At 65.7% G+C, this 12,568-nt stretch carries 16 protein-coding genes; 10 read left to right on the forward strand and 6 right to left on the reverse strand.

Going from position 1 to position 12,568, the window contains the following annotated elements:
- The first annotated feature begins 16 nt into the window (after positions 1–16).
- Positions 17–1,351: an MFS transporter gene (locus tag F6X61_RS09545; protein WP_153786412.1), complete on the forward strand. Its 1,335-nt coding sequence runs from the start codon at positions 17–19 to the stop codon at positions 1,349–1,351.
- Between the two features lie 90 nt (positions 1,352–1,441).
- On the opposite strand, the gene F6X61_RS09550 is transcribed toward F6X61_RS09545, so the two are convergent.
- Positions 1,442–1,648 carry a 4-oxalocrotonate tautomerase family protein gene (locus F6X61_RS09550; RefSeq protein WP_125464422.1) on the reverse strand — a complete coding sequence of 69 codons (207 nt, stop codon included), beginning with the start codon at positions 1,646–1,648 and terminating at the stop codon, positions 1,442–1,444.
- A 19-nt stretch (positions 1,649–1,667) separates the two neighbouring features.
- Entirely contained in the window at positions 1,668–2,402 is a 735-nt protein-coding gene (locus tag F6X61_RS09555) for an SDR family NAD(P)-dependent oxidoreductase (RefSeq protein ID WP_153786413.1), read from the reverse strand.
- A 121-nt stretch (positions 2,403–2,523) separates the two neighbouring features.
- On the opposite strand from F6X61_RS09555, the gene F6X61_RS09560 reads away from it, so the two are divergent.
- The 4 genes from F6X61_RS09560 to F6X61_RS09575 all read left to right on the forward strand — a co-directional run bounded on the left by F6X61_RS09560 (position 2,524) and on the right by F6X61_RS09575 (position 5,548).
- A complete protein-coding gene (locus F6X61_RS09560; protein ID WP_153786414.1) occupies positions 2,524–3,444 on the forward strand; it encodes a LysR family transcriptional regulator in 921 nt (306 codons plus the stop codon).
- A 102-nt stretch (positions 3,445–3,546) separates the two neighbouring features.
- Positions 3,547–3,816 carry a hypothetical protein gene (locus F6X61_RS09565; protein ID WP_153786415.1) on the forward strand — a complete coding sequence of 90 codons (270 nt, stop codon included), beginning with the start codon at positions 3,547–3,549 and terminating at the stop codon, positions 3,814–3,816.
- Positions 3,817–3,883: 67 nt separating this feature from the next.
- Complete coding sequence (locus F6X61_RS09570) at positions 3,884–4,582, forward strand: MOSC domain-containing protein (RefSeq protein WP_153786416.1); 699 nt, start codon at positions 3,884–3,886, stop codon at positions 4,580–4,582.
- Positions 4,583–4,612: 30 nt separating this feature from the next.
- Positions 4,613–5,548 carry a 5'-nucleotidase gene (locus F6X61_RS09575; protein ID WP_125464418.1) on the forward strand — a complete coding sequence of 312 codons (936 nt, stop codon included), beginning with the start codon at positions 4,613–4,615 and terminating at the stop codon, positions 5,546–5,548.
- A gap of 117 nt (positions 5,549–5,665) precedes the next feature.
- On the opposite strand, the gene F6X61_RS09580 is transcribed toward F6X61_RS09575, so the two are convergent.
- The 4 genes from F6X61_RS09580 to F6X61_RS09595 form a co-directional block, all read right to left on the reverse strand.
- Entirely contained in the window at positions 5,666–6,316 is a 651-nt protein-coding gene (locus tag F6X61_RS09580) for a TIGR04211 family SH3 domain-containing protein (protein WP_153786417.1), read from the reverse strand.
- 200 nt (positions 6,317–6,516) lie between these two features.
- Positions 6,517–7,536: a branched-chain amino acid aminotransferase gene (locus tag F6X61_RS09585; RefSeq protein WP_110992793.1), complete on the reverse strand. Its 1,020-nt coding sequence runs from the start codon at positions 7,534–7,536 to the stop codon at positions 6,517–6,519.
- A 257-nt stretch (positions 7,537–7,793) separates the two neighbouring features.
- Positions 7,794–8,147: a hypothetical protein gene (locus tag F6X61_RS09590; RefSeq protein ID WP_153786418.1), complete on the reverse strand. Its 354-nt coding sequence runs from the start codon at positions 8,145–8,147 to the stop codon at positions 7,794–7,796.
- Positions 8,144–8,512, reverse strand: coding sequence for a glyoxalase superfamily protein (locus F6X61_RS09595; protein WP_153786419.1), 369 nt, complete (start codon positions 8,510–8,512; stop codon positions 8,144–8,146). The genes F6X61_RS09590 and F6X61_RS09595 overlap by 4 nt, the downstream gene beginning before the upstream one ends.
- 278 nt (positions 8,513–8,790) lie before the next feature.
- On the opposite strand from F6X61_RS09595, the gene F6X61_RS09600 reads away from it, so the two are divergent.
- The 5 genes from F6X61_RS09600 (at position 8,791) to ureE (ending at position 12,561) form a co-directional block, all read left to right on the forward strand.
- Positions 8,791–9,624: an urease accessory protein UreD gene (locus F6X61_RS09600; RefSeq protein ID WP_153786420.1), complete on the forward strand. Its 834-nt coding sequence runs from the start codon at positions 8,791–8,793 to the stop codon at positions 9,622–9,624.
- 11 nt (positions 9,625–9,635) lie between these two features.
- On the forward strand, positions 9,636–9,938 hold the full coding sequence (locus tag F6X61_RS09605) for an urease subunit gamma (RefSeq protein WP_110992797.1): 303 nt from the start codon (positions 9,636–9,638) through the stop codon (positions 9,936–9,938).
- 10 nt (positions 9,939–9,948) lie between these two features.
- On the forward strand, positions 9,949–10,266 hold the full coding sequence (locus F6X61_RS09610) for an urease subunit beta (protein WP_153786458.1): 318 nt from the start codon (positions 9,949–9,951) through the stop codon (positions 10,264–10,266).
- Positions 10,263–11,966 carry an urease subunit alpha gene (ureC, locus tag F6X61_RS09615; RefSeq protein WP_153786421.1) on the forward strand — a complete coding sequence of 568 codons (1,704 nt, stop codon included), beginning with the start codon at positions 10,263–10,265 and terminating at the stop codon, positions 11,964–11,966. The genes F6X61_RS09610 and ureC overlap by 4 nt, the downstream gene beginning before the upstream one ends.
- 109 nt (positions 11,967–12,075) lie before the next feature.
- Entirely contained in the window at positions 12,076–12,561 is a 486-nt protein-coding gene (gene ureE, locus F6X61_RS09620; RefSeq protein ID WP_153786422.1) for an urease accessory protein UreE, read from the forward strand.
- Positions 12,562–12,568: the final 7 nt, after the last annotated feature.

Here is a 12,568-nt window from a genome sequence, read left to right on the forward strand (position 1 = left end):
TCCGAGAATAAAAACAATGCATGCGCACACCGCTTCATCCCGCTCCGCCTTGCGGACCTTTTGCGTCTCCGGCCTGGGCACCGCGCTGGAGTTCTACGACTTCATCATCTACGGCACCGCTGCCGCGCTGGTCTTCCCTCAGGTGTTCTTCCCTGGGCTCGACCACCTGACGGCGACCCTGGTGGCGTTCAGCGCCTTCGGTGCCGGCTTCTTCGCCCGGCCCCTGGGCGGCTTTGTGTTCGGCCACTACGGCGACCGCATTGGCCGGCAGAAAGTGTTGGTCGCCACCTTGCTGCTGATGGGCTTGAGTACGTTCCTGATCGGCTGCCTGCCCAGCCACGCCAGCATCGGCGTGGCTGCGCCGGTGCTGCTGGTGCTGTTGCGCCTGGTCCAGGGTTTCGCCGCCGGCGGCGAATGGGGCGGCGCGGCGCTGTTCGGCATCGAGTCGGCGCCGCCCGGGCGACGTGGGCTGTGGGGCAGCTTCACGAGCATGGGCATCGGCGTCGGCGGGATTCTCGGCGCCGGGGTGTTCGCCATCGTCAGCGCCGCGGCCAACGACAACCTGGTGGATTTCGCCTGGCGGATTCCGTTCTGGCTCGGTGGCAGCCTGGTGTTGATCGGCCTGTATGCGCGGCTCAAGACGCCCGCGCCGCTTGCCGTGCCTGCAGCCAAACCGGTGCGGGCACCATTGGCCGAAGCGCTGCGCCAGCGGCCACGGCAACTGCTGCTGTGCACCGGCATCGCCTTCGGTTACTGCACCATCGCCTACATCGGCAGCACCTTCTTTCTCACCTATGCCACCCAGGCCGGGTTCGGCAGCACCCAGGCACTGATGTTCGACCTGACCCTGTCGGTGGCCATCGTCTTGTCGGCGCCGCTGTTCGGGCACCTGTCCGACCGCCTTGGGCGGCGCAGGGTGATGGTGTTCGGTGCTTTGGTGATGGCGCTGGGGTTGTTTGCCTTCTTTGCCTTGGTCGACATGAAGAGTTTCGCGATTGCGCTGTGCGCCTACAGCCTGGTCGGATTGCTGATGGGCGCGACCCAGGGGCCGATCCCGGCGTTCCTCGGCGAGCAGTTCCCGCGTGAGATGCGTTATTCGGGGATTTCCGCCAGCTACCAGATCGGCGCGGCGTTGGGCGGGGGCACGGCATCGAGCGTTGCCACGGCGATCCTCATTCTCACCGACCACAACCCGTTGGGTGTGGCGCTGTACGGGGCCGCGGCGCTGGCGCTGGTGGCGGTGTGTTCGCTGCTGCTCAGGGAAACGGCGTGGTTGAGCATGGCGCAGATCGACGAGGCGCCTGCGTCGACGCTTCGCCGGCAAGTCTCAAGATCTGCGCGGCCCCTGTAGGAGCGGCTTCAGCCGCGAACCCCGGCAAGGCCGGGGCCATTACCGTGGCGCTTGCTTCGCGGCTAAAGCCGCTCCTACAGGCGAAAGGGCTCAACCCCGCTCGCGCTGGCGCAACGCCGTCACCGTCTCGCCGCCCACCCCCCAATTGTCGGTGGGCACTTCTTCGATCACCACGAAAGTGCTGGCCGGTGGTTTGCCCAGCACCTCCTGCAACAGTCGCGTGGTGCCTTCGATCAACTGGCGCTTGTGCTCAGCGCTGACGCCTTCATCGGTGACGCGGATATGGACATAAGGCATGTTCAGTTTCTCCGTGGGTTCAGTGCCAGGTGCCGGCGGTGCTGCCGCCGTCGACCGGCAGGATGACGCCGCTGACGAAGCGTGCGTCGGTCAGGTACAGCACGGCGTCCACCACATCCTGCGGCTTGCCGGTACGGCCGCTCGGCGACAGCGCGCCCAGCCCTTGGGCCTCGCCGCCGTGCAGCGGGGTGTCGATGATCCCAGGGGCCACGGCGTTGACCTGCACGCCGCTGCTGGCCAGCTCCAGGGCCAGGCCCTTGACCGCCTGGTTCAGGCCGCCCTTGACCAGCACCGGCAGCAGCGCCGGTACCCGGGTGTCCGGTTGCATGGCCACCGACGCGGTAATGGCGATGATATGCCCGTGACATTGCTCCTTCATCACCCGGGCGGCGGCCTGGGCGGGGTAGAAGAAACCCTTGAGGTTGGTGCCGACCAACGCATCGACATCGGCTTCGCTGTATTCCTCCACCGGCTTGGGAATGAAGATACCGGCATTGTTGACCAGGATATCCACCCGGCCGAAGGCCTCCAGCGCGGTGGCGAACAGGCGCTCGGCGGTGGCTTTTTCGGCGATGTCGCCGGCCACGCCGACGAACCCGGCCGGGTTGCCCAGCTGCGCGGCAGCGGCGTCCAGGCGCGCCTGGCTGCGGGCATTGCCGACCACGTTGTCGCCGCGTTCGAGGAAGGCCTGGGCGAGGGCGAAGCCCAGGCCGCTGGATGCGCCGGTGATGATGACGGTGCGTGGGTTGCTCATGGGGTGATCTCCAGTGGATGAGCCTTGGCTCGGTGTGGAATCACTGTAAGTTGCAACGCTCGCTTGAAAAATGAGGCGCATGGCATTTCAATCGATACATCGTGTAATCAATCGAGCCGTCATGACCCGCCATTTCGATGACCTGCAACTGGGCAGCCTGGAGCTGTTCTGCCTTGCCGCCGATGCCGGCAGCTTCACCGAGGCGGCTACCCTGGCCGGGGTCACGCCTGCCGCCGTGAGCCGGTCGGTGGCCCGCCTGGAAGAGCGCCTAGGCGTGCGCCTGTTCGTGCGTACCACCCGGCAGATGCGCTTGTCCGAGGCCGGGCAGGCCTACTACCAGCAATGCCGCCAGGCCCTGGGGCAACTGGTGGAGGCCGAGCGGCAGGTGACGGGTGGGCAGCTCGAGCCTAGCGGCCGGCTGCGTATCAGCGCGCCGACGCCCTATGCCCACCACCGCCTGCTGCCGTTGTTGCCGCGCTTTCGCGAACGCTATCCGCAGGTGTTGGTGGATGTGCACGTCAGCAATCGCAATGTCGATTTCGCCGAGGAGCAGTTCGACCTGGCCATCCGCGGCCGTGCCCCGGCTGACTCGCGGCTGGTGGCGCGGCGCCTGGAGGACGCCGAGCTGGTGATCGTCGCCACCCCGGGTTATCTGGCCCGGGCGGGGGTGCCGCAGACACCGGATGACCTGGCCGGGCACGACTGCATCCAGTTCGAGATGCCCAGCAGTGGTCGCCGTCCGCCCTGGAGCTTTCGGCGCGACGGGCAGATGATCGAGCTGGACACCCAGGGCGCCTTCACCTGTCTGGGCGACTTCCTCGCCACCAGCACGCTGGTGCGCCACGGTGGCGGCCTGATGCAGGCCTACCGCTTCACCGTGCAGGACGCCCTGGACAGCGGTGAGCTGGTGGAGGTGCTGGCGGATTTCGGCGGCACCACGCGGCCCTTCATGCTGGTTTACCCGCAGGCCAGGCACATGCCGTTGAAGGTGCGCGTGTTCATTGATTTCCTGGTCAGCGAACGGCCGCTGCCGTTTGGCTGAAGCCCGCGCAGGGCGTGCGTTGGAGCACTATTCTTGTCGCTGCGTCGGCGCGTTGTGCCGCCGACCTTTCAGCAGTCCGGCTATTTCCCAGGAGAACGCTCCATGAAATCCATGACACTGCTAGTGATTGCCTCGGTACTGAGTTTTGCCGCACAGGCCGAGGACAGCGCGGCGACCAACTGCGATGCCAAGATCAATGACCTGGAGTACATCAGCAAAACCGATGGCCAGGCGCTGCATGGCGGTATGGCGCACGACTACCATAACTTGCTCAAGGAAGCCAAGGACGCCAAGGCCAGCGGTGACATGGCCAAGTGTCAGGCCTCGGCCGACCGTGCCAAGACCATCTACAACAAAGCGCGCGGCAAGTAGCCACGAGCCTTTGGGAGGGCGCGGGGTCTCGTGTAAGCTCGCTTGGGTCATCCCACGAGAGCTCCCCATGATCCCGTCCAGCCCGCGCCTCGACAGCCTGCTCACCGGCATCGCTCGGCCCTTCACCCGGCCAGGTTCGCACAGCGCCATCGACAAGCAGCCCCGCCAGGGTGCCTTGCAGGTGACCGCGCTGGGTATCGCGGGTGACGAACAAGGTGACCTGCGCGTACACGGCGGGGTCGAGAAAGCCATCCATCACTACCCTCGTGAACACTACGCCGCTTGGGCTGCCGAGCTGGGCGAGCACCCGCTGCTGGCGCAACCCGGCGCCTTTGGCGAAAACTTCAGCAGCACCGGCTGGACCGAGGCCGATGTTTGCCTGGGCGATCGCATACGTGCTGGCACCGCCTTGCTGGAAATCTCCCAGGGGCGCATGCCGTGCTGGAAACTCAACGAGCGTTTCGACGTGGCGCAGATGGCCCTGCGGGTGCAGCAGAGCGGACGCACCGGCTGGTACTACCGGGTCGTGGAGGAGGGCGTGGTGCAGGCGGGCGATGCCCTGCAACTGGTCGAGCGCCCCCATGGCCAGTGGTCGGTGGCGCGGCTGTCGGCGGTGCTGTTCGACAAATGCCTGGAGCCTGAGCTGCTGCAGGAATGCCTGGCGCTGCCGCTGGTGCCGAACTGGCGGCGGACCCTGGAAAAGCGCTTGGCGCAACGCCAGGTCGAAGACTGGTCGTCGCGCCTGCAGGGGCGCAGCGACACCTGAACATCTGCCCTACAAGACAAGGAACCCAGCATGCCCTTCGAACTGGACGACCGCCTGGTGATTGGTGTTGCGTCAAGCGCGGTGTTCGACCTCAGCGAAGCCGATGCGGTGTTCCGCCGCGACGGCGAGGCGCAGTACCGCAAGTACCAGGAGCAGCACCTGGACGTGCCGCTGGGCAAGGGCATTGCCTACCCGTTCATCAAGCGCCTGCTGGCGCTCAATGACCTGCGTGAAGACCCGGAGGACCCGCTGGTGGAGGTGGTGCTGCTGTCGCAGAACGACCCCGACACCGGGTTGCGGGTGATGAAGACCATCGGCCATTACGGGCTGAACATGACCCGGGCGATCTTCACCCAGGGTCGCTCGCCTTATGAATACATTCCGGCGCTGAACATCGCGTTGTTCCTGTCCGCCGACAAGCAGCATGTGGACGCGGCGATCCAGGCCGGTTACCCGGCCGGGCAGGTGCTCGACTCGCAGTTCGATGACGACGAAAGCGACGACAACCTGCGCATCGCCTTCGACTTCGATGGCGTGCTGGCCGGCGACGAGTCGGAGGCGGTGATGCAGTCCGGCGGGCTGGGCAGCTTCCATGCCCACGAAGTGCTGAACAAGGCCCAGCCGCACAACCCCGGCCCGCTGAAGGAGTTCTTCGTGCGCATTGCGCGGATACAGGCCGCGGAGGAGCAGTTCAAACTTGACCACCCCGGCTACGAGAACCGTCTGCGGGTGTCGATCGTCACCGCGCGCAACGCGCCATCCCACGAGCGGGCGTTGAACACATTGAAGAGCTGGGGGGTGATGGCCAACGATGCGTTCTTCCTCGGTGGCATCGAGAAGCGTCGCGTGTTGCAGGTGCTCAAGCCGCACATCTTCTTCGATGACCAGTCCGGGCATCTGAAGAGCACCAGTACCGTGGTGCCGTCGGTGCATGTGCCGTTCGGGGTGACCAACCGTTCGGCGTGACATGATCGGTCCCATCGCGGGGCAAGCCCGCTCCCACGTATTTTCATGTGCAGGAAGCGAGACCTAAGCCCACGTGCGAGCGGGCTTGCCCCGCGATGGGGCGTCAAGAAGATCGTCTCAGAACCACCGGTCGTTACGCTTTCGCCCGCGGGTCAGCGCCGGCAGGATCAACCCCAGCAGCAACCCGGCACCGGCAATGCTGCCGCCGTAGACCATGTAGCGCATCATCACTTGCTTGTTCTCATCCCCCAGCCGCGCCTGGGTGTCGCGCAGGTTCGACTGGGCCTCGGTGAGCTGCTCGTTAAGTGCCTTGTTGCGGCTTTCCAGTTCGTCGATCAGCGCCTTGCGCGAGTCCAGGGTCTCCTGCATGCCTTGCACGCGGTTCTTCCAGCTGTCGTCGATGGTTTTCAACTGGCCGGACAGGTCGGCCACCTGCTGGTCGAGCTGCGGCAGGCGCTCGCTCTGGCCCGGCAACGCCTGCAAGTCACTGCTGAGGATCCACACCAGGTCGCCGCTTTGGCCGCGCACCTGGCTGTAGTTGCCCTGGCTGGTCACCAGGCTGACTTTCTGCCCCGACTTCAGCGAGCCGACGATCCGGTGGCCATCGGTGGGGCCACTGCGCACGTAGGTGCTCAGGCTGTCGCTGACCCAGCGTGCATCGCTGGCCGGCTCTTCGGCATGGGCCGGGGCGGCGAGGGCGATCAGGGCGGCGATCAGGCCGCCGCGCAGGGCGGGGAGGGCGGAGTTGGCGGGCTGCTTGTCTGACATGGTGGTCTTCGCTGAAACGGGGCAAATGAAGGCCCGATGACTGGGCCGGCGATCCGGTCGGGTGAATTGACCGTCAGCCAAAGACCGCATTTTTGTAGGCAGGTTCACTGCTTGGTGCAGGAAATGCCTACAGAGTGTTGCCGGATGTACACATAAACGAAAACGGGGCAGGCCTGCCCCGTTCCTGTCAACGCGCCGGATCAGGCGACTTTGACGATCCAGCCAGCCGGTGCCTCGACGTCACCGCTCTGGATGCCGGTCAGCTCGTTGTAGAGCTTCTGGGTGACCGGGCCGACCTTTTCCAGGTCGTGGAACACGTGCAGCTTGCCGTTGTACTCGATGCCGCCGATCGGCGTGATCACCGCGGCGGTGCCGCAGGCGCCGGCTTCGATGAAACGGTCGAGCTTGTTGATCTCGACATCGCCTTCGATCACGGTCAGGCCCAGGCGCGATTGCGCCAGTTCCATCAGCGACAGGCGGGTGATACCTGGCAGTACCGAGGCCGATTTCGGAGTGACGAACTCGTTGTTGGCGGTGATGCCGAAGAAGTTAGCCGAGCCGACCTCTTCGATCTTGGTGTGGGTCAGCGGGTCCAGGTAGATGGCGTCGGCGAAGTTGGCTTTCTTCGCTTCGGCACCCGGCTGCAGGCTGGCGGCATAGTTGCCACCGACCTTGGCCGCGCCGGTGCCCTGGGGGGCGGCACGGTCGAAGCTGGAAATCTGGAAGTTGTGCGGCTTCATGCCGCCCTTGAAGTACGAACCGACCGGGATGGCGAAGATCGAGAAGATGAACTCGGGCGCGGTGCGCACGCCGATGTTGTCACCGGTGCCGATCACGAACGGGCGCAGGTACAGGGCACCCTTGCCGTGCGGCGGAACGAAGTGCTCGTTGGCCTTGACCACTTGCTTGCAGGCCTCGATGAACACGTCGGTGGGCACGTGCGGCATCAGCAGGCGGGCGCAGCTGCGCTGCATGCGCGCGGCGTTCTGGTCGGGGCGGAACAGGTTGATCGAGCCGTCCTTGCAACGGTAGGCCTTCAGGCCCTCGAAGCACTGCTGGCCATAGTGCAGGGCGGTGGAGCCTTCACTGATGTGCAGCACGTTGTCGTCGGTCAGGGTGCCCTTGTCCCACTCGCCGTTACGCCATACGGACAGGTAACGCTTGTCGGTCTTGATGTAGTCGAAGCCCAGCTTGTCCCAGTTAATGCTTGCGTTGCTCATGACACCCTCATAGCTCAAAGCCCGAACACGGCGGGCTGCTGTTATATGCGCACCACGCCACCTTAATACATCCGGCGCGGATCGGAAACGGCCAGTCACGAATTGGCCGGGCTTGCGGCTGGGCGGCTCGGTTGTTGGTTGATACAGGATTTGAGTTGGGCCTTCGGGTGCATGGCGGGATATTGGGTGAGGGCCACCAGGTGCCTGGCGCTGCACATCTTTCGCCATGCACCTGCCGGCCCTCACACGATCCAAACTCAGCGCAACCGCCGATTCCAGTCCCCACCATGGTCGCGCCAGCAAGCTTCTTCACTGTCATAGCGCAAATGCCACGCCACATGGTCCAGCTGCACTCCGGCCTCGGCCAGTGCCTGGGTGGTCAGCGCCAGTATCCGCGCCTTGGCCGCACCGGCCAGTGCATCGGCCTTGGCCGTATCGTCAGTGAACACCCAGGTGATACGCAGGCTGGCAGGGAAGTCGTCGAGGTCGACTTGGTGGGTGAGCCAGGCAAAGCCGACGATCTCGGCCTGGGCAGTGGCGCAGGCCTCGGTGAGGCAGGCGACCATTTCCCGCTCCAGGCGCGCCAGCGCGCGTTTATTGCTGGCCATCAGGCGTCGTCGATCTGCTGGCAGAAGCGCAGGCGGTTGCCGAACGGGTCGGCGATCTGCATTTCCAGCCCCCAGTCGACCTTTTCGGCGTGCGGCCGGGAGTAGCCGTACTGCTTGGCCAGAAGTTCCCGTTCCAGGGCCTTGAGGTCTTCCACCCTGGCGAAAACCGCCGAGCCCGGGGTGGCGTCGCCGTGGTGTTCGGACAAGTGCAGGATCAGCCCGTCGCGGTGGACCTGCATGTACAGCGGCAGGTCCGGGGCGAAACGATGCTCCCAGTCGAGGCTGAATCCGAGGAAATCAAGGTAGAACTCCCGGGCCTTGTCGACCGAGAAGATCCGCAGGATGGGGATGGCGGCGGCGAATTGCATCGGAACTCCTGTGCTGTGCATTTTCCTGGGGCGTGAGTGTAACGCCGTCGGCACTGCTTGAGGGCGCGCTTTTGCCCTGCATTTGCGCAGTGCGAGGCCCGTGGCAGCGTCGTTTGAATACATCGTAGGAAAATTCATCCGGATTCATCTGATTACTTGGCCTGCAACCTGCAACATCCCGTTTATGAATTTTGATCGATTGGTCAGGCAGCCGCGCTGGCATGGCGTTCAAGACGTTAAGCCAGAGCGGCCAAGGCCACGGATGACGGGGGTTTGGGATGTCCTTGCCGGAGCCGCACACGGCACACGACGAGCAGGCGGGCTGGAGCGCGCACCTGCAGTTGCGCTTCGTCCAACGTGAAGGCGTGACCCGGCTTGGTGCGCGCCGCCATGTCGGACCTCTTTTGGTGCAGCGGCCGTTCTACCCCGAGGGCGCCCCATGCCACGTTTATGTGCTGCACCCGCCCGGCGGCATCGTCGCCGGTGACCGCCTGGAGCTGGACATTCACCTTGAAGCGGGCAGCCATGCACTGCTGACCATGCCCGGCGCCAGCAAGTTCTACCGCAGCATCGGCCCGACCGCACGGCTGGCGCAGCGCTTCCACCTGGCAGCCGGCAGCACCCTGGAATGGCTGCCCCAGGACAGCATCTTCTTCAATGGTGCCCGCGCCAGCCTCGACAGCCGTTTCACCCTGGCGCCCGGTGCCCGCCTGCTGGCCTGGGAAACCCTGTGCCTGGGCCGCCCGGTGATGAATGAGCGGTTCGAGCAGGGCGCCCTCGACAGCCGTCTGTGCATCGAACTGCCCGACGAGCCCGGCCTGCACGAGCGCCTGCGCATCGACGGCGGGCAACTGGCCAAGCTCGGCAACCACCCGCTGCTGGCCACTTTCTGCGCCGCCCCCGCTGACACCGCGGTGCTGGAGCAGGTGCGCGAGCTGCTCGATGAACTCAAGACCCCGGCCGGCGCCACTTTGCTTGGCTCACTGCTGGTGATTCGCCTGCTCGACCACGACAACCAACACCTGCAACACCACCTGCAGCGCCTCTGGCACCTGCTGCGCCCGGCCGTGCTCGGCCTGGCGCCGTGCCCGCCGCGCATCTGGGCCACCTGAAGAGAGCCTCCATGGAGCTGACCCCAAGAGAGAAAGACAAACTGCTGCTGTTCACCGCCGCCTTGCTGGCCGAACGGCGCCTGGCCCGTGGCCTGAAGCTCAACTACCCGGAGGCCGTGGCGCTGATCAGCGCGGCGGTGCTCGAAGGCGCCCGCGATGGCCGCACGGTGGCCGAGCTGATGAGCCTGGGTCGTGAAGTGCTGGTGCGCGAACAGGTGATGGACGGCGTGCCGGAGATGCTCCACGACGTCCAGGTCGAAGCCACATTCCCCGACGGCACGAAGCTGGTGACCGTGCATGACCCTATCGTCTGAGGTGCTGCCCATGATCCCCGGAGAAATCCAGGTCGCCGCTGGCGACATCGAACTCAACGTCGGCCGCGCCACGGTCAGTGTCAGTGTGGCCAACCATGGCGACCGGCCGGTGCAGGTCGGTTCGCACTACCACTTTTATGAAGTCAACGATTGCCTGGTATTCGAGCGCGAGCCGGCCCTGGGCTTTCGCCTGGATATCCCGGCCGGCACCGCGGTGCGTTTCGAGCCGGGCCAGGCGCGCACCGTGCAGTTGGTGGCCTACGCCGGCAAGCGTGAAGTGTATGGCTTCCAGGGCAAGGTGATGGGCGCGCTGGAGAACAAGGTATGAGCCGAATTTCCCGTCGGGCCTACGCCGATATGTTCGGCCCCAGCGTCGGCGACCGCGTGCGCCTGGCCGACACCGCGCTGTGGGTAGAGGTGGAGAAAGACTTCACGGTCTATGGCGAAGAGGTCAAGTTCGGCGGCGGCAAGGTGATCCGCGACGGCATGGGGCAGGGCCAGATGCTGGCGGCCGAGGCCATGGACCTGGTGCTGACCAATGCGTTGATCATCGACCACTGGGGCATCGTCAAGGCCGATATCGGCGTCAAGCACGGGCGTATCGCTGCGATCGGCAAGGCCGGCAACCCCGACGTGCAGCCCGGTGTGACCGTGGCGGTCGGGCCGGGTACCGAGGTGATCGCCGCCGAGGGCAAGATCGTCACCGCCGGTGGCATCGACTCGCACATTCATTTCATCTGCCCGCAGCAGGTGGAAGAAGCACTGACCAGCGGCGTCACCACCTTCATCGGTGGTGGCACCGGGCCGGCCACCGGCACCAACGCCACCACCTGCACCCCCGGCCCCTGGTACCTGGCGCGCATGCTCCAGGCCGCAGACAGCCTGCCGATCAATATCGGCCTGCTGGGCAAGGGCAACGCCTCGCGCCCCGACGCGCTGCGCGAGCAGATCGCCGCGGGTGCGGTGGGCCTCAAGCTGCACGAGGACTGGGGCTCGACCCCGGCGGCGATCGACTGCTGCCTGGGCGTGGCCGAAGAAATGGACATCCAGGTGGCGATCCACACCGACACCTTGAACGAGTCCGGCTGCATCGAAGACACCCTGGCCGCCATCGGCGACCGCACCATCCACACCTTCCACACCGAAGGTGCCGGCGGTGGCCACGCCCCGGACATCATCCGCGCGGCGGGGCAGGCCAACGTGCTGCCGTCGTCGACCAACCCGACCCTGCCGTACACCGTCAACACCGTCGATGAGCACCTGGACATGCTGATGGTCTGCCACCACCTGGACCCGAGCATCGCCGAGGACGTGGCCTTCGCCGAGTCGCGCATCCGCCGCGAGACCATCGCCGCCGAGGACATCCTCCACGACATGGGCGCCTTCGCCATGACCTCGTCCGACTCCCAGGCCATGGGCCGGGTCGGCGAGGTGGTGCTGCGCACCTGGCAGGTGGCGCACCAGATGAAGCTGCGCCGTGGCCCGCTGGCGCCGGACAGCAGCTACAGCGACAACTTCCGGGTCAAGCGCTACATCGCCAAGTACACCATCAACCCGGCGCTGACCCATGGCATCGGCCACGAGGTCGGCTCGGTGGAGGTGGGCAAGCTGGCCGACCTGGTGCTGTGGGCACCGGCGTTCTTCGCGGTCAAACCGGCGCTGGTGATCAAGGGCGGCATGATCGTCACCGCACCCATGGGCGATATCAACGGCTCGATCCCCACGCCGCAACCGGTGCACTACCGGCCGATGTTCGGTGCCCTGGGCGCGGCGCGGCATGCCACGCGCATGACCTTCCTGTCCCAGGCCGCCATGGACCGTGGCCTGCCCGAGGAACTGAAGCTGCACAGTCTGATCGGCGTGGCCCACGGCTGCCGACAGGTGCGCAAGGCAGACATGCTGCACAACACCCTGCAGCCAGTGATCGAGGTCGATTCGCAGACCTACCAGGTGCGCGCCGACGGCGAGCTGCTGGTGTGCGAGCCGGCCAGCGAACTGCCGCTGGCCCAGCGTTATTTCCTGTTCTGAATGATTTGGCTGGACGGCATCTGTGGGAGCGGGCTTGCCCCGCGATGGACGGCACCGCCGCTCTCACGTCCCCAGGCCCGCATGACCGATTTGATTGAAAGGAGTGAACATGATCGTACTTACCCGCAGGGTCGCCGACGCCGAAACGGTGACCGGCAGCGTCACCCTGACTGTCGACAGCCGCATCAAGAGCCGCCTGCGCGTGACCCTCGACGATGGCCGTGATGCCGGCCTGATGCTCGAACGCGGCCACCTGCTGCGCGGTGGCGAGCTGCTCGCCGATGCCGAAGGCCAGCAGGTGATCCGCGTGCTGGCAGCGCCCGAGGCGGTATCCACCGTGCGTTGCAGCGACCCGCACCTGCTGGCGCGCGCCGCCTACCACCTGGGCAACCGCCATGTGCCGCTGCAGATCGAACCGGGCCTGCTGCGTTACCAACACGACCATGTGCTCGACGACATGCTGCGTGGCCTGGGGCTGACGGTGGCTGCAGAACAGGCGCCGTTCGAGCCCGAGGCCGGCGCCTACCAGAGCGCTCCGCATAGCCACAGCCATGCTCACGACCATCCCTTCGTGCGCCTGCAAGCCCATTCCTGAACACCTC

Origin of the sequence: Pseudomonas sp. EMN2 (assembly GCF_009650555.1) — a bacterium.
In the GTDB taxonomy this organism is placed as follows: Bacteria; Pseudomonadota; Gammaproteobacteria; order Pseudomonadales; family Pseudomonadaceae; genus Aquipseudomonas; species Aquipseudomonas sichuanensis.

Excerpts from the sequence above, each read along its gene's own strand:
- F6X61_RS09570 (WP_153786416.1), top strand. The coding sequence starts at position 3,884 with ATGATCCCGTCCAGCCCGCGCCTCGACAGCCTGCTCACCGGCATCGCT.
- F6X61_RS09600 (WP_153786420.1), top strand. The coding sequence starts at position 8,791 with ATGTCCTTGCCGGAGCCGCACACGGCACACGACGAGCAGGCGGGCTGG.
- F6X61_RS09560 (WP_153786414.1), top strand. The coding sequence starts at position 2,524 with ATGACCCGCCATTTCGATGACCTGCAACTGGGCAGCCTGGAGCTGTTC.
- F6X61_RS09565 (WP_153786415.1), top strand. The coding sequence starts at position 3,547 with ATGAAATCCATGACACTGCTAGTGATTGCCTCGGTACTGAGTTTTGCC.
- F6X61_RS09610 (WP_153786458.1), top strand. The coding sequence starts at position 9,949 with ATGATCCCCGGAGAAATCCAGGTCGCCGCTGGCGACATCGAACTCAAC.
- F6X61_RS09575 (WP_125464418.1), top strand. The coding sequence starts at position 4,613 with ATGCCCTTCGAACTGGACGACCGCCTGGTGATTGGTGTTGCGTCAAGC.
- ureC (WP_153786421.1), top strand. The coding sequence starts at position 10,263 with ATGAGCCGAATTTCCCGTCGGGCCTACGCCGATATGTTCGGCCCCAGC.
- ureE (WP_153786422.1), top strand. The coding sequence starts at position 12,076 with ATGATCGTACTTACCCGCAGGGTCGCCGACGCCGAAACGGTGACCGGC.
- F6X61_RS09545 (WP_153786412.1), top strand. The coding sequence starts at position 17 with ATGCATGCGCACACCGCTTCATCCCGCTCCGCCTTGCGGACCTTTTGC.
- F6X61_RS09580 (WP_153786417.1), bottom strand. The coding sequence starts at position 6,316 with ATGTCAGACAAGCAGCCCGCCAACTCCGCCCTCCCCGCCCTGCGCGGC.
- F6X61_RS09555 (WP_153786413.1), bottom strand. The coding sequence starts at position 2,402 with ATGAGCAACCCACGCACCGTCATCATCACCGGCGCATCCAGCGGCCTG.
- F6X61_RS09585 (WP_110992793.1), bottom strand. The coding sequence starts at position 7,536 with ATGAGCAACGCAAGCATTAACTGGGACAAGCTGGGCTTCGACTACATC.
- F6X61_RS09605 (WP_110992797.1), top strand. The coding sequence starts at position 9,636 with ATGGAGCTGACCCCAAGAGAGAAAGACAAACTGCTGCTGTTCACCGCC.
- F6X61_RS09595 (WP_153786419.1), bottom strand. The coding sequence starts at position 8,512 with ATGCAATTCGCCGCCGCCATCCCCATCCTGCGGATCTTCTCGGTCGAC.
- F6X61_RS09550 (WP_125464422.1), bottom strand. The coding sequence starts at position 1,648 with ATGCCTTATGTCCATATCCGCGTCACCGATGAAGGCGTCAGCGCTGAG.